Annotated in this window: 23 protein-coding genes and 1 pseudogene; 15 read left to right on the top strand and 9 right to left on the bottom strand. The window is 72.3% G+C overall.

Going from position 1 to position 23,045, the window contains the following annotated elements:
- The first annotated feature begins 22 nt into the window (after positions 1-22).
- Positions 23-835, top strand: coding sequence for a TioE family transcriptional regulator (locus ACIDOF_RS20840; protein WP_409007469.1), 813 nt, complete (start codon positions 23-25; stop codon positions 833-835).
- A gap of 35 nt (positions 836-870) precedes the next feature.
- Positions 871-2,013: a DUF2993 domain-containing protein gene (locus tag ACIDOF_RS20835; protein WP_409007468.1), complete on the top strand. Its 1,143-nt coding sequence runs from the start codon at positions 871-873 to the stop codon at positions 2,011-2,013.
- Positions 2,014-2,085: 72 nt separating this feature from the next.
- On the opposite strand, the gene ACIDOF_RS20830 is transcribed toward ACIDOF_RS20835, so the two are convergent.
- Positions 2,086-2,640 (bottom strand): TetR/AcrR family transcriptional regulator, encoded by a 555-nt coding sequence (locus ACIDOF_RS20830; RefSeq protein WP_409007467.1) that lies wholly within the window; start codon positions 2,638-2,640, stop codon positions 2,086-2,088.
- An 11-nt stretch (positions 2,641-2,651) separates the two neighbouring features.
- A complete protein-coding gene (locus ACIDOF_RS20825) occupies positions 2,652-3,242 on the bottom strand; it encodes a sugar O-acetyltransferase (protein ID WP_409007466.1) in 591 nt (196 codons plus the stop codon).
- Between the two features lie 179 nt (positions 3,243-3,421).
- On the opposite strand from ACIDOF_RS20825, the gene ACIDOF_RS20820 reads away from it, so the two are divergent.
- The 3 genes from ACIDOF_RS20820 (at position 3,422) to ACIDOF_RS20810 (ending at position 5,339) form a co-directional block, all read left to right on the top strand.
- Entirely contained in the window at positions 3,422-4,099 is a 678-nt protein-coding gene (locus ACIDOF_RS20820) for an HdeD family acid-resistance protein (RefSeq protein WP_409007465.1), read from the top strand.
- 205 nt (positions 4,100-4,304) lie between these two features.
- Positions 4,305-4,898 carry an exonuclease domain-containing protein gene (locus ACIDOF_RS20815; protein ID WP_409007464.1) on the top strand — a complete coding sequence of 198 codons (594 nt, stop codon included), beginning with the start codon at positions 4,305-4,307 and terminating at the stop codon, positions 4,896-4,898.
- Positions 4,899-4,982: 84 nt separating this feature from the next.
- Positions 4,983-5,339 carry a hypothetical protein gene (locus ACIDOF_RS20810; protein WP_409007463.1) on the top strand — a complete coding sequence of 119 codons (357 nt, stop codon included), beginning with the start codon at positions 4,983-4,985 and terminating at the stop codon, positions 5,337-5,339.
- Here ACIDOF_RS20810 and ACIDOF_RS20805 read toward each other — a convergent pair.
- Positions 5,323-5,781, bottom strand: coding sequence for an Lrp/AsnC family transcriptional regulator (locus ACIDOF_RS20805; RefSeq protein ID WP_409007462.1), 459 nt, complete (start codon positions 5,779-5,781; stop codon positions 5,323-5,325). The two genes, ACIDOF_RS20810 and ACIDOF_RS20805, sit on opposite strands and share 17 nt — an antisense overlap.
- Positions 5,782-5,843: 62 nt before the next feature.
- Between ACIDOF_RS20805 and ACIDOF_RS20800 the strand changes: the two genes are divergently transcribed.
- The 4 genes from ACIDOF_RS20800 to alc all read left to right on the top strand — a co-directional run bounded on the left by ACIDOF_RS20800 (position 5,844) and on the right by alc (position 10,119).
- Complete coding sequence (locus ACIDOF_RS20800; RefSeq protein ID WP_409007461.1) at positions 5,844-6,797, top strand: AzlC family ABC transporter permease; 954 nt, start codon at positions 5,844-5,846, stop codon at positions 6,795-6,797.
- On the top strand, positions 6,790-7,119 hold the full coding sequence (locus tag ACIDOF_RS20795) for a branched-chain amino acid transporter permease (RefSeq protein ID WP_409007460.1): 330 nt from the start codon (positions 6,790-6,792) through the stop codon (positions 7,117-7,119). The genes ACIDOF_RS20800 and ACIDOF_RS20795 overlap by 8 nt, the downstream gene beginning before the upstream one ends.
- Before the next feature lie 97 nt (positions 7,120-7,216).
- Positions 7,217-8,836 (top strand): hypothetical protein, encoded by a 1,620-nt coding sequence (locus ACIDOF_RS20790; protein WP_409007459.1) that lies wholly within the window; start codon positions 7,217-7,219, stop codon positions 8,834-8,836.
- 167 nt (positions 8,837-9,003) lie between these two features.
- On the top strand, positions 9,004-10,119 hold the full coding sequence (gene alc, locus ACIDOF_RS20785; protein WP_409007458.1) for an allantoicase: 1,116 nt from the start codon (positions 9,004-9,006) through the stop codon (positions 10,117-10,119).
- A gap of 175 nt (positions 10,120-10,294) precedes the next feature.
- Here the strand turns inward: alc and ACIDOF_RS20780 are convergent.
- The 3 genes and pseudogenes from ACIDOF_RS20780 to ACIDOF_RS20770 all read right to left on the bottom strand — a co-directional run.
- A pseudogene (locus tag ACIDOF_RS20780) lies at positions 10,295-10,756 on the bottom strand (pectate lyase); the annotation flags it as partial.
- Positions 10,757-10,759: 3 nt separating this feature from the next.
- On the bottom strand, positions 10,760-11,485 hold the full coding sequence (locus tag ACIDOF_RS20775; protein ID WP_409007457.1) for a hypothetical protein: 726 nt from the start codon (positions 11,483-11,485) through the stop codon (positions 10,760-10,762).
- Between the two features lie 119 nt (positions 11,486-11,604).
- On the bottom strand, positions 11,605-12,159 hold the full coding sequence (locus ACIDOF_RS20770; protein ID WP_409007456.1) for a SigE family RNA polymerase sigma factor: 555 nt from the start codon (positions 12,157-12,159) through the stop codon (positions 11,605-11,607).
- 325 nt (positions 12,160-12,484) lie between these two features.
- On the opposite strand from ACIDOF_RS20770, the gene ACIDOF_RS20765 reads away from it, so the two are divergent.
- The 3 genes from ACIDOF_RS20765 to ACIDOF_RS20755 all read left to right on the top strand — a co-directional run bounded on the left by ACIDOF_RS20765 (position 12,485) and on the right by ACIDOF_RS20755 (position 16,037).
- Positions 12,485-13,273, top strand: coding sequence for a thioesterase family protein (locus ACIDOF_RS20765; RefSeq protein ID WP_409007455.1), 789 nt, complete (start codon positions 12,485-12,487; stop codon positions 13,271-13,273).
- Positions 13,274-13,341: 68 nt separating this feature from the next.
- Entirely contained in the window at positions 13,342-14,424 is a 1,083-nt protein-coding gene (locus tag ACIDOF_RS20760; RefSeq protein ID WP_409007454.1) for an amidinotransferase, read from the top strand.
- Between the two features lie 101 nt (positions 14,425-14,525).
- Positions 14,526-16,037 carry an FG-GAP repeat domain-containing protein gene (locus ACIDOF_RS20755; protein WP_409007453.1) on the top strand — a complete coding sequence of 504 codons (1,512 nt, stop codon included), beginning with the start codon at positions 14,526-14,528 and terminating at the stop codon, positions 16,035-16,037.
- 31 nt (positions 16,038-16,068) lie between these two features.
- Here the strand turns inward: ACIDOF_RS20755 and ACIDOF_RS20750 are convergent, their stop codons facing one another.
- Complete coding sequence (locus ACIDOF_RS20750) at positions 16,069-17,277, bottom strand: FAD-dependent monooxygenase (protein WP_409007452.1); 1,209 nt, start codon at positions 17,275-17,277, stop codon at positions 16,069-16,071.
- 204 nt (positions 17,278-17,481) lie between these two features.
- Between ACIDOF_RS20750 and ACIDOF_RS20745 the strand changes: the two genes are divergently transcribed.
- Entirely contained in the window at positions 17,482-18,216 is a 735-nt protein-coding gene (locus ACIDOF_RS20745; protein ID WP_409007451.1) for a TetR/AcrR family transcriptional regulator, read from the top strand.
- Positions 18,217-18,431: 215 nt separating this feature from the next.
- A complete protein-coding gene (locus ACIDOF_RS20740) occupies positions 18,432-19,652 on the top strand; it encodes an LLM class flavin-dependent oxidoreductase (protein WP_409007450.1) in 1,221 nt (406 codons plus the stop codon).
- A gap of 98 nt (positions 19,653-19,750) precedes the next feature.
- Here the strand turns inward: ACIDOF_RS20740 and ACIDOF_RS20735 are convergent, their stop codons facing one another.
- Positions 19,751-20,224 (bottom strand): carboxymuconolactone decarboxylase family protein, encoded by a 474-nt coding sequence (locus tag ACIDOF_RS20735; protein WP_409007449.1) that lies wholly within the window; start codon positions 20,222-20,224, stop codon positions 19,751-19,753.
- Between the two features lie 258 nt (positions 20,225-20,482).
- Between ACIDOF_RS20735 and ACIDOF_RS20730 the strand changes: the two genes are divergently transcribed.
- Positions 20,483-21,451: a zinc-binding dehydrogenase gene (locus ACIDOF_RS20730; RefSeq protein WP_409007448.1), complete on the top strand. Its 969-nt coding sequence runs from the start codon at positions 20,483-20,485 to the stop codon at positions 21,449-21,451.
- Between the two features lie 43 nt (positions 21,452-21,494).
- On the opposite strand, the gene ACIDOF_RS20725 is transcribed toward ACIDOF_RS20730, so the two are convergent.
- Complete coding sequence (locus ACIDOF_RS20725) at positions 21,495-22,952, bottom strand: hypothetical protein (RefSeq protein ID WP_409007447.1); 1,458 nt, start codon at positions 22,950-22,952, stop codon at positions 21,495-21,497.
- Positions 22,953-23,045: the final 93 nt, after the last annotated feature.

The following is a 23,045-nucleotide window of genomic DNA, read 5'->3' as shown; positions in this document are numbered from 1 at the left end:
TTTGGCGAGCAGACTGCGGGAGATGAGCGGCTTGGGGCAGCAGAAGTCTCAAACCCGGGTTCGGCTCCGGCCCGTCGATCTGGCGCGCGAGCACGGCCTCTCCACGCAGGCGGTACGGAACTACGAGGAGGCCGGCGTCCTCCCGCCCGCCGAACGGACGGCCTCCGGCCACCGCACGTACACCCCGCTGCACGCGAGCGCCCTGCGCGCCTTTCTCGCGCTGCTTCCGGGGCACGGGCACCGCACCTCCGCATCGGTCATGCGGGCAGTGAACGACGGCACGGAGGACGAGGCGTACCGCCTCATCGACGAGAGCCACGCCCAACTCCTGGAGGACCGGCGCACCCTCGCCGCGGTGGAGAACGCACTCCGCGACCTGCACACCTCCACCGACCACGCAGACCCGCACCGCTCGACGGAACCCTCGACGGCGAGCGAACCCGGCCGGGCGGCCGCCTCGTCCTTCGTCGGACCGCTGGCCCACCGGCTCGGCGTCCGCCCCGCCACCCTCCGTAAATGGGAGCGCGCAGGCCTCGTCGCTCCGCGCCGCGACCCGCAGACCGGGTACCGCGTGTACGACGCCGACGCCGTGCGGGACGCCCGCCTCGTCCACCAACTCCGGCGCGGCGGCTACCTGTTGGAGCAGATCGCCCCGCTCGTCGAGCAGGTGCGCGCGGCCGGTGGACGCGCGCCTCTGGAGGCCGCCCTGTCCGACTGGCACGGCAGGCTCGCCGCCCGCGGCCGGGCCATGCTGTCCGGCGCCGGGATGCTGGACACGTACCTGCGGGAGCGGGGCGAACGGGACGAACGGGAAGGGACCAACTCCCGCGTTTGAACGCGAAGGCCGCCCTGTGATCGCATGAGGCGGTGATGGAGAACGGACAAGCAGAGCCCGAGGACGACCGGGCCACGACGACCCGGACGGCCGGAACGACCCGGCTTCCGGAGGCCAGGACTTCCGAGGAGCAGACCGGCCCGGACGCCGACGAGTCGAACGCCTCGCGCGAGCCCGGCAAACCCGCCGACAGCAAGCCCTCGGACAGCAAGGACGACGGCGACGGCAGCGGCCGCAAGCCGAAGAAGCGGAGGCGGACGCTGCGCCGCGTCCGCAAGACGGTCGTCACGCTGATCGTCCTGCTGGCGTTCCTCGCGATCGGCGACCGCTGGGCCGTGCTGTACGCGGAGAACGTCGCGGCGCACGAGGCGCAGAAGGCGCTGAAGTTGCGGGCCGAGCCCGAGGTGCACATCGACAGCTTCCCGTTCCTCGCGCAGGTGGCGACGGGCGATCTGGACCACGTGCAGGTCAACGTCCCCGACATCCCCGCGGGCCCGGTGTCCGTGGCGCAGGTGAAGGTCGACGTGGACGACATCGGCCTCATCAGGAGCCTGCCCAGCTCCGTCGAGGGCGTGGAGCTCGGCCGTGTGAACGGCGAGGTGTTCCTGGACTTCGCCGACCTGAACCGCGAAGTGGGCGCGTCCCAGGTGAAGTTGACGCCCGATCAGTCGTCCGGCCGGGACAACGTGGTGCTGGCGCGCGGCGACATCCCGGTGGCCGGGAAGCAGGTCCAGGTGCGGGCCGAGGCGCAGGTGCAGCGGGTCGGCGACCGCGGCGTGACGATGAAGGTCGACGACGCGCGTCTCGTCGTACCCGGGCTCCTGACGTACACGCCCGGGAAGGGCGGCGGTCTGCAGCTGGCGGCGCCCGCGGCGGGCAAGGTCGACGAGGGCGAGCTGCAGGAGGCGGCCGGGAAGCGGACGCGCGCGGACCAGCTGCTGAAGGGGCGTGCCCTGGACGCATTGGTGGAGCACCCGTCGCTGCTGAAGCCGACCGGGATCGACCCGGCGCTGATCGCGGGCCTGCGGAAGGTGCAGGAGCCGAAGGTCGCGGAGACGATGGAGTTCTCGGCGCGGCTGCCGGACGACATGCCGGTGGACCTGCGCCTGCGGGACCTGTCCGTGACGAAGGACGGTGTGCTGGCGAAGCTCTCCGGCGAGGACGTCGCGGTGCGGTGACGACCCGGCGTACGTGAAGGGGTGCCCGTGGGGCGCGGTGTCAGGGCCGCGCCCCACGGGCCGTTCTCGTGGTCACGCCCGCGGGGGCGTGGCGGTGATGCGGCGGACCGCCTCGCGGGTCAGGGCCCGGTCGTGCGGGGCCGGGTCGAGGGCGCGGTGCAGGGTCAACCCCTCGATGAGCGCGTCGAGTTGACGTGCCGTGTCCGGGTCGAAGTGCCGCTCCAGGCGCTCGCGGCTGCGGCGCATCCAGGCCTGGGTGAGCTCCCGGTACTCGGGGCGGCGCGCGGCCAGCGTGTACAGCTCCTGGGTGAGGACCAGGTCGCGGCGCGGGCCCTCGGACAGCACGTGCACGAGGTCGGTGACGGCCTCGCACGCCTCCTCGGGGCTGCCGGGCCGGTCCAGGTGTTCCTCGAAGACGGTCACGATGTGGTCCGCGAACCCGGTGAACGCCTCGCGCAGCAACTCGTCGATGCCGGAGAAGTGGTACGTCATCGAGCCGAGCGGCACCCCGGCGCGGGCGGCGATCTTGCGGTGCGAGACGCCCGCGACGCCCTCCTCGGCGATGTGGTCGAGGGTGGCGGCGAGGATGCGTGCGCGCCGCTGCGGGTCCGTGTGTCCGGTGGCCATGGCTGCCGATCCTAGGACTTCGGGAGTGCGCGGACGGTTCTGGCCGGGTTGCCGACGGCCAGAACGCCGGCGGGGACGTCCCGGGTGACGACCGCGCCCGCGCCGATGACGCTGTCGTCGCCGATGGTCACGCCGGGGCAGACGATGACGCCGCCGCCGAGCCACACGTTGTTCCCGATGATGATGGGCAGCGCCGCCTCCCACTTGTCCCGGCGGGGCCCCGGCTCCAACGGGTGGGTGGGGGTGAGGAGTTGGACGTTCGGGCCGATCTGGCAGTCCTCGCCGATGGTGATCGCGGCGACGTCGAGGGCGGTCAGGTGGTAGTTGACGAAGGTGCGCGCGCCGATGGTGATGTTGCTGCCGTAGTCGACGTACAGGGGCGGCCGCAGGTCGACGCCCTCGCCCACCTCGCCGAGCAGGCCGTCGAGGAGCTGCGCGGCCTTGTCCCGGTCCTCCCGGTAGAGCTGCTGGTACTGGGCGGCGAGCCGCATCGCGCGGTCCTGGCGGCGGCCGATCTCCGGGTCGTCGGCGATGTAGAGGTCCCCGGCGAGCATGCGCTGCAGGTTGGTCCGCGGGTCGTCGGCGAAGGGGGTGGTGGGCATGGGCTCGACGGTACACCGGGGAAGGTACGACCGTACGCTCGCCGGGGTGGGGCAGGTACCGTGCGCGCCCCGCCGTGCGGCCGTCGTGCGTCCCTCGGCCCGTTGGGCGCTGCGTGGCGCGTAACCCGTCCGGCGCAATCCCGGTCGCGACGGCGGTGCGCGTGAACGAACAGTCGAACATGACTCAAGCGCCGAACGAATCGCAGCCGCCCCCGCCGCCGCATCGCGAAGCGGCCGGGACCGAGGCCCGGGGAGCAGCCCAGGAGGAGCACCGTGGCGAGCGGCGGGCGACGCCGCCCGGGCCGCTCGGAATGCTCGCCAAGTCGGCCTGGCAGGTGGTCCTCCTCGCCGGTGTCGCCTCGCTGATCCTGGGTGTGCTCGTCCTGGTGTGGCCGGGCGCCTCGCTGCTGGCCGCCGGAGTGTTCTTCGGCCTCTACCTCCTCGTGAGCGGCATCTTCCAGCTGGTCTCGGCGTTCGGCACGCACACGTCGGCGGCCATGCGGATCATGGCGTTCATCAGCGGTGCGCTGTCCATCCTGCTCGGCCTGTTCTGCTTCCGCGGGCCGATGCAGTCGCTGCTGCTGCTCGCGCTGTGGATCGGCATCGGCTGGCTGTTCCGCGGCATCACGCAGACCATCGCGGCCCTCTCCGACCCGGAGACGCCGGCGCGCGGCTGGCAGGTGTTCCTCGGCGTCGTGAGCGCGCTCGCGGGCGTCGTCCTGATCGTGTCGCCGTTCGAGTCGGTGGCGGTGCTGACGCTGTGGGGCGGCCTGTGGCTGCTCGTCGTGGGCGTCGTCGAGATCGGCACGGCGTTCCAGGTCCGGTCCCGGGCGAAGCACATCCCGCCGGGGGCGTAGGCGTGAAGCGCGGTCGGGGCTGAATTCCCCTGGCCGTACGCGCGGTTGAACGGGACGTGGACGGCGTGTGCCGGTCGGCCGTGCTTCCCTGGAACGGACGGTGTCCCGGCCGGATTCCGCCGCGCGAAGCCCGAAGAATGACCGCGGGACCAGCCGACCCGCCGGACACCTCTTCCCCTCCCCCGGACCAAGGAGCACGGAGACCGTGACGACGTTCGTACTCTTCGACCTGGAATTCACGTCCTGGCCCGGCGCGCTGGAACGGGACTGGTCGGGGCCCGGGGAACTCCGGGAGATCGTGCAGATCGGCGCCGTCCGGCTCGACGAGGAATACGCGGTGGCCGAGGAGTTCGAGACGCTCGTACGGCCCGTGGTGAACCCGCGGCTCTCCCCGTACTTCACGGAACTCACCGGCATCGAACAGGAGCAGGTGGACCGTGAGGGCGTGGCCCCGGCCCGCGCGCTCAGCGATTTCCTGGGCTTCTGCGCGGGCCGGTCGGTGCTGTCGTACGGGAACGACATGGTGGTGCTCGGCGAGAACGTCGGGTGGGCGCGGGCGCGGGGAGAAACGCTGGAGCACAGTTGGCTGGCCGCCCGGTTCGTGAACGTACGGCCGTGGATCAATCATGTGGCGCCGACGACGGCGGACGTGAATGTCGGGCGGCTGTGGAAGGTGCTGGGGCGACCGCGGCCGGGGTCGGGGCAGGAGCACTCCGCGCTCTTCGACTGCCATTCCCTCGCGGCGGCCCTCCGCTATCTGCGGTCCACGGGGGCGACGCTGCCGGACGGGTTTCTCTGATGTCACGATCCGGCCCGTGGAGAGCAGACGCTGATCTCCAGATCCCCGTAGGCGAAGAGCCGCGGCCATCGCCGGGAGCCGCTCATGCTGCCCACGTCCCAGGGTTCGTGCCGCAGGGTCACGATGATCTGTCTGCAGACGTGGCGGGACGTCGTGGAACTTCCGCCCCAACTCTTCGGCGGTAAAAGGGAGTTCCCTGCCCGGCTCGGCCACACCGACGTCCTGGCGGGCCTGGACCGGGCCGGGTGCGCGTGGGAGCCGTATCCGCCGCTGACGTTCTCCGACCAGGTGTCGATCAGGACGGTGCCCTCGGGAGCGCTGTTCACGTTCGCCTGCCCCGACGACGAGGAACCGGGGGCCGAGGGGGCGGGCCCCGAGCCCGTGCTGAACGTCATGGGGCCGCCGGCCGACCGGCATGTGTGCCTCAAGGGCCGCCCTTGATCCGCTTCATCGTCAGGTGGGACACCACGCGCAGCACGCAGGCCTGGGCGCTGAGCTTGTCGGTCAGGAACACCTCGTACGCCGCGTGGTCGGCGACGGCGACGCGGATGAAGTAGTCGGGCCTGCCGAACATGCGGCGGAACTCGACGACTTCCTCGAAGGACGTCACCGTCTCCTCGAACTCCAGGAACGTCTTCCGGTCGTTCGCGCTCACCTCCACGTCGATGAGCACCTCCAGGCCACGGCCCAGGACTTCGGGGTCGACGACGGCCCGGTATCCGGCGATCGCGCCGCTCTCCTCCAGACGCTTCACCCGGCGCAGACAGGGCGGCGGCGTCAGCCCCACCCGCTTGGCCAGCTCGACGTTGGTCAGACGACCGTCCTGGCCCAGCTGAAACAAGATTTCGCTGTCGATCTCATCGATATGCACTTCATTGCTCATGCAGAGATCATACGGGCATCATCGGCAACCAAATTAGGCGGACTCTTTTCTAAAATTGCGGCATGCCCATACGTACACCGGTCGTCGGTGAACCTGCCCGGACCGTCGACCTGCAGCTGGTCGACGCTCCGTCGACGACCTCAGCACCACCGCCGGCGCGCGTGCCGGCCCCCTCGGCCCCGCCGGTCACCCCGCCCGCCGAGACCTCCGCCCCCGTCCAGCCCGCTCCCGTCCAGCCCGCTCCCGTAGAGCCCGCTGAGGTCCGGCCCGCCGCACTGACCGCGTTCCGGGACTCGGCCTCCGTGGGTCTGGCGCTCGTGCCGCTCGGGCTCGCCTTCGGCGTCCTGATCACCCAGTCCGGCCTGGACTGGTGGTGGGCGACCGCGTTCACCGCGTTCATCTACGCCGGGTCGTTCGAGTTCCTGCTCATCGGGCTGGTCTCGGCGGTCGCACCGCTGGGCACGGTCGCCCTGACGGCGTTCCTGGTCAACATCCGGCACGTCTTCTACGCGCTCTCCTTCCCGCTGCACCGCGTGCGCGGCCGGGCGGGCAAGGCGTACAGCACGTTCGCGCTCACCGACGAGGCGTTCGCCCTGACGACCGGCGAGCAGGCCCGCTCCTGGCCCGGGCGGCGCATCGTGTTCCTGCAGCTGTACATGCACCTGTACTGGGTCGCCGGCGCCACCCTCGGCGCCCTGCTCGGCACGCTCGTGCCCGAGGAGGTCACGGGCCTCGACTTCGCCCTGACCGCGCTGTTCACCGTCCTCGCCCTGGAGGCGATCCGGGACCGGCTCGACGACCTGCCGACGCCCGCGCTCGCCCTGCTCAGCGCGGTGATCGCGCGGGTCCTGTTCCCCTCCCAGATGATGCTCGCGGCCTGTTCCCTGTTCGTGGTGGCGCTGGTCGTACGGCACTTCGCGGGCCGGTACGTGCGCGCGAAGAACGCGGCGGCCCGGCGCTCGGCGAACGGGATCCGGTGCTCGGCCTCGGAGAACGGGGGCGGACGGGATGCCTGAGACGCCCTATCTGCTGGCCGCCGTCGCGGTCTCCGCCGCCGTCACGTGGGGTCTGCGCGCCCTGCCGTTCGCCGCGCTCGCGCCGCTGCGCGCCAGCAGCACGGTCCAGTACCTGAGTACGCGCATGCCCGCGGGCGTCATGGTCATCCTGCTCGTGTACTGCCTGCGCGACCTGCCCGTGACCGAGACGCGTGCCCTCGCCCCGGTGATCGCCCTGGCCGTGACGGTCGGCCTGCACCTGTGGCGGCGCAACGCCCTCCTGAGCATCCTCGGCGGCACGGTCGTCCATGTGGTGCTCGCCAGTGCGGTGTTCACGCACTGAAGCAGTGAACTCCCGCTGCTGAAACGGGAGTTCCGCTTCCGCCGCGGGAGTTCGGCTTCCGGGCCGCGTTGTCAGTGGGCGCGCCTAGGGTGGCCGCATGACCACTGAGACGCGCGCGGACGTGCCCGACGGCGCCCCGGCTCCGGAGCAGTTGCTGCGGAGCTGGGTCGGCGAGCTGCCCTATCGGCTGCTGCTCCTGGACAAGGTGCTGCTGCCCGACGAGAAGGCGCTGGCGCCCGACGGCGAGTGGTTCGACTTCACGCCGGGGTCCCTGGACGTCCTGGAGAGAGCCCTGTCCACGCACGTGGGCGCCGCCGCTCCCCCAGGCCCGTCCCCGGCTTCCCCGGCTGCCCCGGACTCGCCGTCGTCTTCCACCCTTTCGCCCCTTTCCGCCGAGGACCGCGCCGAGTGGGTGGCGGCGTCCGCGGCGTACGTGGGCGAGGTGCTGCTCGGTGTCGCCGGCGGGTCCTGGGGGTGGAACACCCGGCCGGTCGGCGGCGCTCCCGGCCAGCCGGTGGTGTGCCCGGACGCCGAGTTGGGGCTGTCGCCGATCGCGCCGAAGCTGCTGGTCGAGCATGCGCTGCGGACCGGTTCGGGGCAGGCGTTCGCCGGGGAGGTGGCCCGGTTGCGGGAGGCCGTCGCCGCGCTGGAGGAGCAGGTTCCGGGCTGGTCTCCGGTCAAGGCGCACACCCCGCAGGTCGACCCGGCGCCGCCGCTCGCCGAGGACCCCTTCCTGGCCCGCTGGACCGCCGAGCGGAGCGAGGCCCTGGCGGAGTGGGCGAAGGACGCGTTCGACGAGGCCTGGCGGTGGAACTTCCACCCGGAGACGCTGGACTGGCTGGAGACCGTCGTACGGCGACGCTTCGCCACGGTCGAGGAGTTCGACGCGGCGCGCGACGAGCCGTTCGTGCAGGGCGCGTGCTGGTACCTGGGCGAGGTGATCCGCCGCACCACGGGCGCCATGTGGCAGTACGTCCCGCTGGACGAGTCCGCCGAACCCGGCACCCTGGGCTCGCGGGAGCACCGCTGGACGGGACTGCCGTACGTGGCCCAGCCCGGCAAACGCCTGCCCGGCGCGGCCCAACCGCTCGGCTGCCTGCGGGAGTTGCTGCTCCCGCCCGACCCGGACCACCCGGCGGAGCCGTTGCGGGACGTGCTGTTCTGGTTCAGACCGTCCACGTACGCGTATGTCGGCGCGGTTCTGGAGGACCTGGGCATGGTGTCGGCCGCGCGGGTCGCCGAGGTCCTGGAGGAGTTCGCCCCGTACGCGCACCAGCCGTTCGGCGACCCCAGTGAAGTGTTCGACGCGCTGGAGCAGTTCGGGGTCGCGGTCTCCGCGCACGGCGACGACGTGGACTTCCTGGACGAGAGCTACGCGTTCATCCTGGACCAGGCCGCAGCGCTCACCGAAGGCTCCGTCACGATCACCGACGTACGGCTGGTGCGGGACGACCGGGACGAGGAGTGGCTGGAGTTCCGGCGCAACGGCGCCCCGGTCCGCGAACTGGTCGAGCACCTGTCGGAGGACTACCTGGACCACTTGGCCGTGCCGAGCATCGTCGGCCACGTCGACCCGGACCCGGAGGCCGACCCGCGCAGATTCCGGCTCGGCGACTTCGTACGGCTGAGAAACGCCAACTACGACACGTACATGGTGTTCGCGACGGACGAGCAGGCGGAGCGGCTGGAGAAGGTCCTAGGCGTGGAGCTGCACTGAGGCGTGGAGTGCACTGAGCAGTCGCCGTGCTCCGGTGCGGCTCGGCGATTGTTCAGTTCTGCTGAAGTTCTTGTTCGGAAACTTTCGATGGACCTACCTGCTCGCTGTCTGTGACAGTCGGATCACAGCGACCGCGACCAGCGCGCGCCCCGCACGGAAGGCAGGCCATGACCCTCGACCCGTCCCGCAAGAACGACGCGAACCCGTACGGCGGAGGCGACCCGTACGCCGACTTCCGCGACGGGGACTTCGGCTTCACCAAGCTGCCCGACCTCGCCGACCGGCGGCTCGGGGGCGGAGTGATCGCCGCCAACGACGAGTTCTTCGCGCAGCGCGAGAACCTGCTGCTCCCGCACCGCGCCGTGTTCGACCCGGAGGCCTTCGGCCACAAGGGCAAGGTCATGGACGGCTGGGAGACCCGGCGGCGCCGCGGCGCGGGCGCGGACACCCCGCACCCGGAAGCGGAGGAGCACGACTGGGCGGTGATCCGGCTCGGCGTGCCCGGCATCGTCCGCGGCGTCATCGTCGACACGGCGCACTTCCGCGGCAACTACCCGCAGCGGATCAGCATCGAGGGCGCCTGCGCCCGCCCGGACGCCGGCCCGGAGGAGCTGCTGTCGGGCGAGGTGAAGTGGGAGGAGATCGTCCCCGTCAGCGAGGTGCGCGGCCACGCGGGCAACGGCTTCGAGGTCACGGTGGAGCGCCGCTTCACGCACCTGCGGCTCAACCAGCACCCCGACGGCGGCATAGCCCGCCTGCGGGTGCACGGCGAGGTCGTGCCCGACCCGGAGTGGCTGGCGCTCCTCGGCAGCTTCGACCTGGCCTGCGTCGTCAACGGCGGCACGGTCACCGACGCCTCGGACGCGTTCTACTCCTCCCCCGGCAACACGATCCTGCCCGGCACGTCCCGCAAGATGGACGACGGCTGGGAGACCCGTCGCCGGCGCGACAAGGGCAACGACTGGATCGAGTACCGCCTGCCGGCGCAGGGCGAGATCCGTGCCGTCGAGGTCGACACGGCGTACCTGAAGGGCAACTCGGCGGGCTGGATCAGCCTGTCCGTGCGGGACGGCGCGAGCGGCGAGTGGACGGAGATCGTGCCGCGCACCCGCCTCCAGCCCGACACCCTGCACCGGCTGCCGCTGGCCGCCCCCGCCACGGCCACGGACGTGCGCCTGGACGTGTACCCCGACGGCGGCATCTCGCGGCTGCGTCTGCACGGCAGCCTCACCGAACAGGGCAGCGCCGAACTGACCCGCCGCTTCACGGAACTCACGCGCTGAGCCGAAGACGCAGACGCGGACGCGGAGACGCGCCCCGGCCGTAGCGCCGGGGCGCACCGCGCGTGGGCCGGCCGGACCCCGGGGGAGCCCGGCCGGCCCACGCGTCACGGCACAACTCCCGTACCTGGGCGGCCAGTCACCGCGCGCCCGGGGAACTCGCGCCCTTGCCGCCCGGTCACTCGTAGGAGATGTCCGAGTCCGTGAACAGGCAGGACTTTCCGTCGGGGCCGCTGCCGGTCTCCTCGGGCTCGTCGCCGGAGTCGTTGCCGGTGAAGCGGACGCAGGTCTCGATGTTCCGGTCCTCGTCGCCGTGGATGCGGATGTTCCGCAGCGTGGCCGTGTCGCCGTAGTTGGTGTTGATGCCGACGATCGACTTGCCCGGCGCGGTGATGTCCACGTCGTCGATGACGACGGTCCGCTTGTGCTGCTCGGAGCAGTTGCCGCAGGAGCGGACCAACTTGCCGAAGTCGCCGACCTGGAAGCCGCGTACGGTCAGCGTTCCGGCGCCGTTGAACTGCAGCACCTTGTCGTCGGCCTGGCGCGCGCCGCCGCCCACGACCGCGTAACGGGCCGTGTCCGAGGTGCCCTTGAAGGTGGCGGCGTCCTCGCCGACGTCCTCCCACGCCACGCCTCTCACCGCTCAGCCGAAGTCGCCCCGCCACACGTCCCGTTGGTCCCCGGAGCCGCCTCCGCTCCGGGCCTCCGCGCGGACCAGATACCTGTCCCCGTGTGCGTCGCGCCCACCTTCGGTGTGGTCGTACTGTGCGGCGAAGACATGCTCGCCGGCGGGCACGGTACGGCCCGGCTTGAGCGTCCAGCGGTAGAGCAGGCCCCCGTCCGGCGTGGCCCGTACGGTCACCGCGAAGGCGTCGGCGGGGAGTGTGCGCCAACTGCCCGTGGCCTCGGGGGCGTCGCGGCCGTCGAGCCGCACCTCGACGGTGAGTGCGGTGAGGGGCGCGCGGGCCTTGACCGTGATGTTGCTCTGGCTCCAGTACGAGGAGCTGCCGGGGTCGATGGAGCCGTCCGCCCACAACAGCTCCGCGGTTTCCGTCCGGTCGGGCGCCGGTCGGGTCGCCACCGTCCGCTGCCGCGGCTCGTCCTCGCGCACGGCCGCGGCCACGCCGTACCCGCCCGCGGCGAGAACGGCGGCCACGGCGACGGTCGCGCCCGCGACGCGCAGCCAGGGCGCGCCCGGACGTCCGGGCGCCCGGCGGCCCCGTGCCTGAGCCTGGACCTGGGCCTGGGCCTGGGCCTGTGCGGTCATGCCGTGTGCGACGCGGGCACGCATCCGCTCCCGGTCGGGTCTGTGCGCCCGCGCGGCGTCGCGCAGGCTCGCGCGCAGCTCCCGCTCCTCCTCCGCGCCCATCCGCGCCGGCTCCTCCGCTCGTCCTGGCCTCGCCCCGCCGCCGGCCGTACCACCTGCCCCGCCCGGCTCCCGTTCCAGCCCGCGCCCCTGTCCCCCGCTCCGGCCCCCGCGGCCGCGCGTCATCGCTCGCCGCCCATGGCGCTCATCCGTACGCGTTCCAGGGCCTGTCGGGGGCCGAGCAGGCGGTGCAGTTCGGCCATGCCCTTCGACGTCTGGCTCTTCACGGTACCCACCGACACTCCGAGGGCTCGGGCCGTCTCCCGCTCCGAGAGGTCGAAGGCGTGCCGCAGGACGACGCACGCGCGCTTCCGGAACGGCAGGCTCCGCAGTGCTTCCTGGACGTCGACGACGGCCGGCACGTCGGGCCCCTCACAGGCCTCGCCCCGGCCCGAGCCCCAGAAGAGGGTGACGCGGCGGCGTTCGCGGACGGCGCTGCGGATGCGGCTGCGTGCCATGTTCGCGACGACTCCCCGGGCGTACGCGGCCGGGTGTTCGGCGGCGCACACCCGGTCCCAGCGGTGCCAGAGGGCGAGCAGGGCATCGGCCGCGAGGTCGTCGGCGCCGTCCGCGTCGCCGGTCAGGAGGTAGGCGAGCCGGGCGAGTTCGGCGTAGTGCCGCTCGAAGAACGTGTGGAACTCGGCGGCCGCGTCGCCGCCGCCTCTGACGCCCCTCATGGCCCCTCGCCCACCCCGCCCATCTCGTCCACCCGGCCCACCCCGTCGACGCCTGCGCCCTCAACGACCGCCGGACATCCGCCCGTTCGGTATCTCGTACGACGTCTCTGATTACGAACGCGAAACGGTAGGGGCCTGTCGCGTACCGGTCAACCGCAGGGGGTGCAACGCGGCCATCAGTCGCGGGAGTTCGGGGCTGGCGCGGAGACCCGTGTATGCAGCACCCTTTCCGCAGCGGCACCTCACCTCGTACGCCGGGCCCTGTGGCGGCGTACGGGCGGGGTGGCGCGCCCGAACGTCCACGAGCCCGTGAAGGAACCACCCGTTGAACACCGGCAGTTACTTCGAGCCCATCGACGAGCACCGCTACAAGCCGACCGCGCACGCGAGCGGTGCGTGGGACGTCGACGAACAGCACTTCAGTCCGCTCGGCGGGCTGCTCGTGCACGCCGTCGACCGGCATCTCGCGGAGCGGGAGCGGCCCGACGACGGGCTGGTGATCTCCCGGATCGGCTTCGACATCCTCGGGCGGCTCGCCCTGGACGAGGTCGAGGTCCGCGTGGAGTCGCTGCGGCCCGGCCGCACCATCGAACTCCTCGAGGCGGTGGCGCTGATCGCCGGGCGGCCGGTCGTCCGCGCGCGGGTGTGGCGGCTCGCCGCGTCCGACACCGCGGCGGTCGAGGGTGGCGCGGCGGGCCCGCTCACGCCGCCGGAGCAGGTCGCGCCGTGGGAGATGAAGTCGGTGTGGCCGGGCGGGTACATCGCGTCCATCGACGTGCGCCCGCTCGCGCCGCCGCAGCCGGGTCGTACGACGGCCTGGATCTCCACGCCGCTCGACCTGGTCGCGGGGCAGCCGAGCAGCGCACTCGCCTCGTACGTGGCGCTGGTGGACACGGCCAACGGGATCGCCGTGCGGCGCTCGCCGACCGAGTGGATGTTCCCGAACGTCGACCTGACGCTGCATCTGCACCGGCAGCCGGTCGGCCGGTGGACGGGCCTGGACACCACGGTCACGTTCGGGCCGACGGGGCAGGGGGTGACCAGCACCGTCCTGCACGACGTGAAAGGCGCGATCGGACACGCCCAGCAGATCCTGACAGTCCGCCCGCTCTGACCCTTCTCGGCGTATCACGTGCAACTATCATCGAAAAGGTAGGCGACGGAATCTGCGCAGGAGTACGGATGACATCCTCCCCCGTGAACTCCCACAATGAATGGGACCCGCTGGAGGAAGTCATCGTCGGGCGACTCGAAGGCGCGACGATTCCGTCGAACCACGATGTGGTGACGTGCAACATTCCGCCGTGGGCGGCGCGTTTTCAGCGGCTCGCGGCGGGATTCCGTTATCCGCGGATGATGGTGGAGCGGGCGCAGGAGGAGCTCGACGGATTCATCGAACTGCTGCGTTCGCTCGGCGTCACCGTGCGGCGCCCGGAAGTGGTCGACCACCGCCGCCGCTTCGGGACGCCCGACTGGTCGACGCGCGGTTTCTGCAACACCTGTCCGCGCGACAGCATGCTGGTGGTCGGCGACGAGATCATCGAGACGCCGATGGCGTGGCCGTGCCGCTATTTCGAGACCCACAGCTACCGCCCGCTGCTCAAGGAGTATTTCCGGGCGGGTGCGCGCTGGACGGCGGCGCCGCGCCCGCAGCTCACCGACGAGCTGTTCGTGCCGGGTTTCCGCACGCCGCAGCCGGACGAGCCGATGCGGTACATCCTGACCGAGTTCGAGCCGGTCTTCGACGCGGCGGATTTCGTACGGGCCGGGCGCGATCTGTTCGTGACGCGCAGCAATGTCACCAACGGCCTGGGAATCGAGTGGCTGCGCCGGCATCTCGGGCCGGAATTCCGGATCCACGAGATCGAGAGCAGCTGCCGCACGCCGATGCACATCGACACGACGTTTCTGGTGCTGGCGCCGGGAAAGGCGCTCATCAATCCCGAGTACGTGAATCCGGACCGGCTGCCGGCCGTACTCGACTCGTGGGACATCCTGGTCGCGCCGGAGCCCGAGCCCATCGGGGATCAACTCCTCAAGTTGACGTCGCTGTGCGGGAAATGGCTCAGCCTGAATGTGCTGATGGTCGACGAGAAACGCGTCGTCGCCGAGCGGCATCACACGAGCATGCTGCGCGCCCTGGAGAAGTGGGGATTCGAGCCGATCCCCTGCGACCTGCTGCATTACGCGCCGTTCGGCGGTTCCTTCCACTGCGCGACCCTCGACGTCCGCAGACGTGGCGAGCTGGCGTCGTACTTCGACTGAGGTCCGCCGACTTCGCCTGAGCCCCGCGCCTCACACGTCCTCGACTGCGGCCCGCCACCCCGGGGTTGAGCGCTCCCACCCGCCATGTGAGGCTGACCCGCATGACCACGCGCACCCTCCCCCGCCCAGCCGGGCGTCCCGGCGCCCGCAGCATGTCCCGTACGGCCCGGAGCGCGGCCTTGGTGTGTGCCGTGCCCGCGCTGCTCGTGCCGTTGCTCACCGGGTGCGGGGGCGGCGCGGCGGGCGGGGCGCAGCCCGGCGAGTCAGGCGCGAAGCCCGCGGCCACGGAGCCGGCCGTGCCGAAGGAGAGCCGGGCGCCCGCCGCGGGCGAGGGCACGAAGGACCCGGACGACGTGAACGGCGACGGCCACCGCGACCTCCTCGTTCCCGTGCAGGTCGGCGCGGCCGACGACCCGAACGCGGCCCAGCGCGTGGCCGTCGTGTTCGGCTCGTCGCAGGGCCTCGACCCGGCGACGCGCACGGTGTACGGGCGGACGGACCTCGGGCTGCCCGCGTCGGTCGAGGGCAGTGACCGGAACTCGCTGTACTCCGGCGAGGTGGTCACCGCCGACCTGGACGGGGACGGGTTCCCGGACTTCGTGACGACGGTCGCCGGTGCGCGGGCCTCCGACGGGCAGGTGTCCGCCGCACGCATGGTCCCGCATGTCACGTGGGGCGGCCCGACCGGCCCGAAGCGCGGGTCGGCGGCGACGCCGGTGCCGCTGCCGCAGGACGTGGCGAAGCTCGGGGTGACCTCGCTGGTGCGCGGCGACTTCGACGGGGACGGGCACCACGACCTCGCGGGCATCGCCCAGAACGAGGGCACCCGACCGGTCCTCCTGTACGGCCCGTTCACACGGTCCGGGGCGCCCGCGCGGACGGACACGAGCCTGCCGACGGCCGACGGGACGCTCGTCGCCGACGCCGTCGACCCGTCGGGGAAGCCGCGGGCCACGTCCCTGCTCGTGCAGCACGTGAACGACGGCGAGCAGTCCGGCAACACCCTGTTCCGGGCCCGCGAGGGACGCCGACTCACCGCGCGCGGCGAGGAGTTGCGGGTCGGCAGCGCGCACGCGTTCGGCGACTTCGACGGCGACGGCGTACGGGACGTGGCGATCGGCGACGACGGCGGCCGCAACAACGAGCCGGGATACGAGACGGAGGCCCCGGACGTGGCCGGTTCCCTCGCCGTGTACCCGGGCAAGGGCGGCGCGCCCGTCACCCACCGGCTGCCGAAGCCGCCGAAGAGCGGCACCACGGACTACGGCCCCGGCGGGTATGTGGCCGCCGACCCGGACGGCGACGGCCGCGACGGCCTCCTCGTCGCGACGTACGAGGGTGCGACGCTGATCGACGGGGAGCGGCGGACGAACATCCTGCGGGAGGGCCCGGCCGAGAGCGGCGGCGAGCGGGTCCCGGCGAAGTGGCGGCACGCACGCCCCGCAGGCGCGGGTGACTTCGACGGTGACGGCAAGGACGAGCTGGTGCTGCACTGGGCGGCGGACGGCCTGTTCTCGCTGTACGGCGACAATCCGACGCACTGGTGGATCACACGCGGCACGACGGCGAAGGACCAGACGTCGTTCAGCACGGTGGGCCTCGCCCGCCCCTGAAGTCCTCGACTCCCCTTCCGCGTACGGCAGTTCAGGCCGCCGGGGAGGGTTTTTCCGGCGCCTCCGCGGCGACCGGACAGTCCGGCAGATCGACATCGGCGCTGACCTTCTCCCCCATGCGCAGCATCGCGTCGAGGAGCAGCCGCCGGGACAGCAGTGTGTTGCGCAGCCACAGGCCGGTCGCGGTGCCCGGGGCGAGGAACCTGCCCGCGCGGTCGCCGCCGGTCTGGCAGCCCTCGGCGTACTTGCGGAGCCTCCGTTCGTACGCCGTGAACGCGGCCCGGTGGTCGTCACGGTGCCGGGCGAGTTCCCCGGCGAGGACGTACGCGGCTACGACGGCCGTGCCCGTTCCCATGCCGCCGAGGGTCGCACCGCAGGCCGCGTCGCCCACGAGCGCGATCCGCCCCGTCGACCACCTCGGCACGTCGGCGCGGCTGATGGAGTCGAAGTACAGCTCGGGCGCCCGGTCGAGCGAGCCGAGCAGCCGTGGCGTCTCCCACCCCATCCCGGCGAAGGCGTCCTTCAGGATCTGCTTCTGCCCCGTCAGATCGTGGCGGTCGTACGCGAGTCGGGGCGAGGCGAAGACGAAGAAGGCGGTCGCCCGGGTGGGGTCGCGGTGGTCGACGCCGACGGAGGCGAGGCGGCCGGGGACGTTGTGGCCGACCGAACCCTCCCGCACGTCCAGGTAGTTGGGGAGGCTCCAGGTGGCCGCGTAGTGACCGAGGTGCGTGACGTACTGCTCCTCCGGCCCGAAGGCGAGGCGGCGGACGGTGGAGTGCAGTCCGTCGGCGCCGACGACCAGGTCGAAGTCGCGCGAGGGGCCGTGCCGGAAGTCGGCGCGCACACCGGTGGCCGTCTCGGTGAGGGCGGTGACGGTGTCGCCGAAGACGTACTCGGCGCCGGGCAGGCTGCGCTCGTACAGGATCTCGGCCAGATCGCCGCGGAGCACCTCGATGCGGCCGCCGGCGAACTCGGCGGGCAGCCGCAGCAGCGTCCGGTCGGCGGCGTCGACGAAGCGGATGGGGCTGCCGCCGGTCTGGCGGCGGCGCAGCTCGGGGAGCAGGCCCATGCGGTCGAGGACGGTGAGGTGGGCGTCGCTGCGGAAGTCGACGGCCTGACCGCCCGCGCGCAGGGCGGGGGCGAGTTCGACGACGGTGGGGCTGAAGCCGTGGCGGCCCAGCCAGTAGGCGAGCGCGGGCCCGGCGATGCTCGCGCCGGATATCAGGACGGTCCTGTTCACGGGCGGTGGTCCTCCCTCTGCGACGGGCGGGGTCTCCCCCGCCGAGAAACCGTGTCCGGCGGACACGGTAATTACTGTGTACGGTAGACACAGAACGCTCGCCGCCGCAAGAACCGCAGGCGGCGAGCGGTTCACGACAGGCGGCGGACAGAGGCAGGGCACTCCCGGAGCACCAGGGCGTGCCGCACCGACGGAGGCGGGGTCATGAGCGGCGACCACAGCAAGGCGACCCGGCTCCTCTGGGGCCCGCACACCCGGCCCGCGCGCGGCCCGCGCCCGACCCTCGACCTCGACCGGATCGCCGCCGCGGGCGTCGAACTGGCCGACGCGGACGGCCTGGCGGACCTGTCGATGCAGCGCGTCGCCGCACATCTGGGCGTCACGAAGATGGCGCTGTACCGGTACGTGCCGGGCAAGGCGGAGCTGGTCGCGCTGATGGCGGACGCGGCGATCGGCCCCTGCCCCGCCCCGACCGAACCGTCCGGCGACTGGCGCGCTCAACTACGTTCCTGGGCCGTCGAGTTGTACGCCGCGTTCCGGCGGCACCCGTGGATCCTCGACGCGACGGTCGGCCCGCGTGCGCTCGGGCCCGCCGAGCTGTCGTGGCTGGAGCGGATCGTCGCCACCCTGGACGGCACCGGCCTGAGCGGCGCCGAGCGGATGGACGCGGCCGTGCTGCTCAGCGGTCACGTACGGGCCCTCACACAGCAGGCGCGCGCCGCCGGGCCGTCCGGGAACGCCGAGGAGCAGCTCGGCGCCGCCCTCGGGCAGCTGCTCCAGGAGCACGGCGAGCGCTTCCCGGCGCTCGGCGCGGCCCTCGCGTCCGCCGTGACGGACGAAGAGCAGGACCAGGCGTGGGAGTTCGGCCTCGACCGCATCCTGGACGGGCTCGCGGTGCTGATCGAGCGCCGCGCGAAGGAAGCGGAGCGGAGCGGCTGAACGCCCCCGCGGGCGGACCGGAACCACCTTGCCTGACGGCCCATCAGGCCCTGACCTGACACTTCGTCACTTCAGGTTCTGGTCAGGGCTTTTCCCGGATCGCGACGGCCGCTCGGGGCGAGCCGGAAGACTTTGATCCAGATCCGCCGTACCCATGGCTCCTTGACGTTCCGTGGTGCATCCTGCGCCCACCCAGACGAGCGAGGAGGCTCCAGATGGAGTTCGGCATCTTCCTGAACGGATTCGTCCCGGGCCCGGCCGCGCACGACCGGCCCTCCGAACACCTGGCCCTGATGCGGGAGTTGGACCTCGCGATCAAGGCGGACAAGCACAACTGGAAGTACGCCTGGTTCGGGGAGCACCACTCGCTCACCGAGTACAGCCACATGTCGGCGCCGGAGGTCCTGATGGGCTACGTCGCCGGGAAGACCGAGCGCATCCACCTCGGCACCGGCATCAACAGCCTCTCGCCGCGCAAGGAGCACCCCGTCCGGTACGCGGAGCGGGCCGCGATGCTGGACCACATCACCGAGGGCCGCTTCGAGTGGGGCACCGGGCGGGGCGCGGGCAGCCACGAGGTGGCGTCGTTCAACATCATGGACACGTCCTCGACGAAGGCCGAGTGGGACGAGGTCGCCCCGGAGATCGTGCGCATGTGGGAGCAGTACGACTACTCGTTCCAGGGCGAGCACTTCACCGTGCCGACGCCGCACAACATCCTGCCGAAGCCGTACGGGCACTCGCACCCGCCGATCTGGATGGCCTGCGGCAACCCGCCGTCGTTCGCGAAGGCCGGTTCGCTCGGGATCGGGGCGATCGCGTTCAACTTCGAGCCGATCTTCGAGCTGAAGGGGCGGATCGACGCGTACAAGGAGGCCGCGGCGAATCCGGTCGAGGTCCTCGGCGACTACCAGAACAACAACGTGATGATGACCAACACGGTCATCTGCCTCAACGACCGCAAGCGGGCCCGCGAGATCGCCATGAACGCGGGGCTCGGCTATCTGGTGACACTCGTCAACCTGTACCACGACACCATGCCGAAGTCGCTCGACGCGATCACCTGGCCCCAACCCCCCATCGCGCTGGGCCAGTTGGGCGGCGAGGAGATCCTCGACGAGGTCATCAAGGCCGGCATGATGCTGTGCGGCACGCCGGAGGAGGTGTGCGAGCAGGTGGCCGCGTACCAGACGGTGGGCTGCGACCAGGTGGTGTTCGGGCTCACGGGTGGCATGACGTTCGAGGAGCACCTGGAGATGCTGGAGGTCTTCGGCGACCAGGTGATCCCCGAGTTCGACAAGAACCCGGAGCACTCGACGGCCGTCTACCGCCGGAACGCGCAGGGCCCCAAGTACCCCTCGCACAACAACCCCGTCCCGGCGGACCTCAGGCACACGGTGATCCCGGAGAGCGCGATCCTGCCCCTGCAGCAGTGAGCGACCGGGGCGGGCGACCACCGGCGGGGGGGGGTGAGGCCCCCGCCGGTGCACGGCCTGCTCGCGTCCCGGAGCCCCGGCCGGGGGCGGCCGCGGGTTCAGCCGAACATGCCCGGCTGGTAGTCCCCGGCAGGGTTGCGCACGATCACATTGAGGCGGTTGTACATGTTGATGAGCGCGATCAGTGAGACGAGGGCGGTGAGCTGCTCCTCGTCATAGTGCTTCGCGGCCTCCGCCCAGGCCTCGTCCGTGACGCCGCCCGCGCCGTCGGCGATCCGGGTGCCCTGCTCGGTGACCTCCAGGGCGGCCCGCTCGGCCTCGGTGAAGACGGTGGCGTCCCGCCAGGCCGCGAGGAGGTTGAGGCGGAGCGCCGTCTCACCGGCGGCGGTGGCGTCCTTGGTGTGCATGTCGGTGCAGAATCCGCAGCCGTTGATCTGGCTGGCGCGGATCTTCACCAGCTCCTGCGTCGCCTGGGGCAGCGCGGAGTCGGTGACGACCTTGCCCGCCGAGTTGATGTGCCGGAAGACCTTCGGGCCGACGTTCCCACCGAAGAGAGGCAGACGCGCTTCCATGATGAACTCCTGTGCCGTGTAGGGATGTTGACAACTGAGCCGGTGTCGGCGCCGCCTCGGGCGCCGTGTGCCGCCTTCACCCCTACGACGGACCGCACGCACCGCGATGTGACATCACCCGATGTGACCTGCGTCTCACGCCCGGTCGGCGTTCAGGTCGTACGGCCGCTCCTTGACCTGAACCTTGGTTGAAGTCCTACGTTTCGAGGACGTCGCCGACCGAGGCGTACGGAACCGACAGGCAGAGGTGGGGTCACGATGCGGGCGATTCAGGTGCGGGAGTTCGGCGGTCCGGAGGTGCTGCGGATCGCGGACGTTCCCGACGCGGAGGCCGGGCCGGGGCAGGCCGTCGTACGGACCGAGGCGGTGGACGTCATCTACCTCGACACCCTGCTGCGCAACGGCTGGGGCGGCGACTTCTTCCCGATCGAGCCGCCGTACGTGCCCGGCGGCGGCGCGGCGGGCACGGTGACGGCCGTGGGCGAAGGCGTGGACCCCGCGCTCGTGGGCCGGCGGGTCGTGGCCCGGGGTGCGGGGGCGTACGCCGAGCGGTTCGCGGCAGCCGCCGACGAGCTGGTCGAGGTGCCCGACGCCGTGACCGCCGTGGACGCCGCGGGCCTGGTCCACGACGGGGTGACGGCGCTCTCCCTGGCCCGCACCGGCAAACTGGTGCCCGGCGAGTGGGTGCTGGTCGCTGCCGCGGCGGGCGGCGCGGGTTCGCTCCTCGTGCAGCTGGCGCGGGACGCGGGCGCGCACGTGGTGGCCGCCGCGCGCGGCGAGCGCAAGCTGGCCCTGGCCCGGGAGCTGGGCGCGGACGTCGTCGTCGACTACTCCGTGGCGAGCTGGCAGGAGCGGGCCCGTGAGGCGACCGGGGGCGCGGGCGTCGACCTGGCCTTCGACGGCGCGGGCGGCCCGCTCGGCCGTGCCGTGTTCGAGGCGGTCGCGGACGGCGGCAGGTTCCTGACGTACGGCACGGCGGGTGGCGGTTTCGCCGACATCGACCCGGCGACCGCCGAGGCGCGCGGCGTACGAGCCGTCAACACTCTGGAGGACGGCCCGCACCCTCCGGCCGTGGTGCGCGAACTCCTCGGCGAGGCACTGCGGTTGACGGCTCAGGGGCGGATCCGTCCGGCGATCGGGGCGACGTTCCCGCTGGAGTGCGCCGCCGACGCCCACCGGTCCCTGGAGGCGCGGGCGACGGTGGGCAAGTCCCTCCTGCTGCTGTGACGTCACCTCAAGGCCCCTGTGCACACGGCTCTTTGACGGGTGGTCAGGGCTCGATGCCCACTCCCTCGATGCCGCTCCACGCCCGCTCCTGCTCTGCGGTCATCGCGGGCCAGTCCGTGCCGCCGGGCCGGGGGCGGACCCGGGAGGCGTACGGGGCGGGGCGGTAAGCCGGGTCGTAGAAGCAGCCCGTGCCGTACCGTGCGTCGAAGGCGGGGCAGGACGCGGCGACCGAGCGGGGTGTGGGGCGGTCGCCGGTGCGGGCCCAACGGTCCAGGGCCGCAAGGGAGTTGGCGTACTCGGCGGGGCTGAGACCGCTGTGCTCGCGCTCCTCGGTGAAGGTCTGCACGAGGTGCTCGTCCCGGCCCGCGCCTTCGAGGGTGGCCCGGTAGGCCGACTCGTGCTCGACGAACGCGGTCGGGTCGTCGATCGCGTGCAGCGTGAGCACGGGCACCGTCGCCTCGCCCGTGAGGTCGCTGTCGTACGACAGGTCACGGCGCGCGGACGGGTCGGCGGCGAAGCGTGCGACGCCCGCGTTCAGGGCCGCGTCGTCGTGCGAACCCGTGTACCGGACACCGCGGTTGCCGAACGGGTTCCGGCCGTCGAGGCGTTCGTGGACGATGTCGCGGAAGGTGAACGTCGCGAACCGGAGGTGCGACTCCAGGGCGCGTTCCGGGATGCGGGTGACGGCGAGGATGTCGTCGAGGTTGCGCTGCTGCCGCTCGGTGCGGTCGGCGGGGGCGGAGGCGAGGCCGGTGCACTCCTGGAGGCGGGCGCGCAGGTCGGCGGAGGTCAGGGCGGAGTCGGCGGGCAGCCCCTGCCACAGCGGGTACTGCGGCTCGTCCGGGCGCGGGTGGTTGCGGCAGTAGTGCTGGTAGACGACGCGCAGGTCCACCCGGTGGTCGTAGCCGCGCGAGCCGCCGCCGAGCACGCCGTTGGTGAGCAGCACACCGTCGTACGGGCCGCGCGCCCCGTGGCTCTCGGCGGCCTTCGCGGCCACGTTGCCGCCCCACGACTGGCCGTGCAGATACGTGCGGCGCGGCGTTCCGAACGCGGCGACGAACGCGCGGCGTGCGCTCTCCGTGTCGGCGACGGCCATCCGCGTGCCGTAGCCGCCGCGCCGGTAGGACGAGCCGACCCAGGCGTACCCCTCGTCCACCATCACCGCCCACCGTCCCAGGTCGTCGACGCTGCGCTCCGGGTCGGAGGCGTCGCCCAGGTCGGGGCCGCCGTGCGCGTGCACGACGAGGGAGCCGTTCCAGTCCTGAGGCACGGCCATCGCGTAGTGCGCCCCGTTCGCGTCCGTCCCCGTCCAGCACCTGGCCTGCTCCGGCACGCCGTCCGGGCACGCGGCGGGCTGCGGCGCCCGTGCCCCGCCCGGTTCGGCGGCGTGCGCGACGGGCGCGTTGCCGAGCGCGCCGAGCAGGGCGGTCGCGAGGACACCCGCGAGCACGGCGGGACGGCGGCGGCTTCGGGTATGGACTGCGGCGTGCGGGTGCGGCATGGCGGTACGGCTCCTGCGGCTCGGGGCGGATGGGGAGGGAACACCGGTCATGGGGGGGAGGTCACCGAGCCGGGATGGTAGGAACCGCCGCGG

Source organism: Streptomyces sp. Da 82-17 (assembly GCF_046098215.1).
GTDB lineage: Bacteria > Actinomycetota > Actinomycetes > Streptomycetales > Streptomycetaceae > Streptomyces.
The sequence above is the reverse complement of the archived record's forward strand: the minus strand, read 5'-3'. Positions and strand labels throughout refer to the sequence as shown.

What these genes read in the sequence shown, in the direction of transcription:
- ACIDOF_RS20840 (WP_409007469.1), top strand. Translation starts at nt 23, where the DNA reads ATGAGCGGCTTGGGGCAGCAGAAGTCTCAAACCCGGGTTCGGCTCCGG.
- ACIDOF_RS20835 (WP_409007468.1), top strand. Translation starts at nt 871, where the DNA reads ATGGAGAACGGACAAGCAGAGCCCGAGGACGACCGGGCCACGACGACC.
- ACIDOF_RS20830 (WP_409007467.1), bottom strand. Translation starts at nt 2,640, where the DNA reads ATGGCCACCGGACACACGGACCCGCAGCGGCGCGCACGCATCCTCGCC.
- ACIDOF_RS20825 (WP_409007466.1), bottom strand. Translation starts at nt 3,242, where the DNA reads ATGCCCACCACCCCCTTCGCCGACGACCCGCGGACCAACCTGCAGCGC.
- ACIDOF_RS20820 (WP_409007465.1), top strand. Translation starts at nt 3,422, where the DNA reads ATGACTCAAGCGCCGAACGAATCGCAGCCGCCCCCGCCGCCGCATCGC.
- ACIDOF_RS20810 (WP_409007463.1), top strand. Translation starts at nt 4,983, where the DNA reads ATGCTGCCCACGTCCCAGGGTTCGTGCCGCAGGGTCACGATGATCTGT.
- ACIDOF_RS20805 (WP_409007462.1), bottom strand. Translation starts at nt 5,781, where the DNA reads ATGAGCAATGAAGTGCATATCGATGAGATCGACAGCGAAATCTTGTTT.
- ACIDOF_RS20800 (WP_409007461.1), top strand. Translation starts at nt 5,844, where the DNA reads ATGCCCATACGTACACCGGTCGTCGGTGAACCTGCCCGGACCGTCGAC.
- ACIDOF_RS20795 (WP_409007460.1), top strand. Translation starts at nt 6,790, where the DNA reads ATGCCTGAGACGCCCTATCTGCTGGCCGCCGTCGCGGTCTCCGCCGCC.
- ACIDOF_RS20790 (WP_409007459.1), top strand. Translation starts at nt 7,217, where the DNA reads ATGACCACTGAGACGCGCGCGGACGTGCCCGACGGCGCCCCGGCTCCG.
- alc (WP_409007458.1), top strand. Translation starts at nt 9,004, where the DNA reads ATGACCCTCGACCCGTCCCGCAAGAACGACGCGAACCCGTACGGCGGA.
- ACIDOF_RS20775 (WP_409007457.1), bottom strand. Translation starts at nt 11,485, where the DNA reads ATGGGCGCGGAGGAGGAGCGGGAGCTGCGCGCGAGCCTGCGCGACGCC.
- ACIDOF_RS20770 (WP_409007456.1), bottom strand. Translation starts at nt 12,159, where the DNA reads ATGAGGGGCGTCAGAGGCGGCGGCGACGCGGCCGCCGAGTTCCACACG.
- ACIDOF_RS20760 (WP_409007454.1), top strand. Translation starts at nt 13,342, where the DNA reads ATGACATCCTCCCCCGTGAACTCCCACAATGAATGGGACCCGCTGGAG.
- ACIDOF_RS20755 (WP_409007453.1), top strand. Translation starts at nt 14,526, where the DNA reads ATGACCACGCGCACCCTCCCCCGCCCAGCCGGGCGTCCCGGCGCCCGC.
- ACIDOF_RS20745 (WP_409007451.1), top strand. Translation starts at nt 17,482, where the DNA reads ATGAGCGGCGACCACAGCAAGGCGACCCGGCTCCTCTGGGGCCCGCAC.
- ACIDOF_RS20740 (WP_409007450.1), top strand. Translation starts at nt 18,432, where the DNA reads ATGGAGTTCGGCATCTTCCTGAACGGATTCGTCCCGGGCCCGGCCGCG.
- ACIDOF_RS20735 (WP_409007449.1), bottom strand. Translation starts at nt 20,224, where the DNA reads ATGGAAGCGCGTCTGCCTCTCTTCGGTGGGAACGTCGGCCCGAAGGTC.
- ACIDOF_RS20730 (WP_409007448.1), top strand. Translation starts at nt 20,483, where the DNA reads ATGCGGGCGATTCAGGTGCGGGAGTTCGGCGGTCCGGAGGTGCTGCGG.
- ACIDOF_RS20725 (WP_409007447.1), bottom strand. Translation starts at nt 22,952, where the DNA reads ATGCCGCACCCGCACGCCGCAGTCCATACCCGAAGCCGCCGCCGTCCC.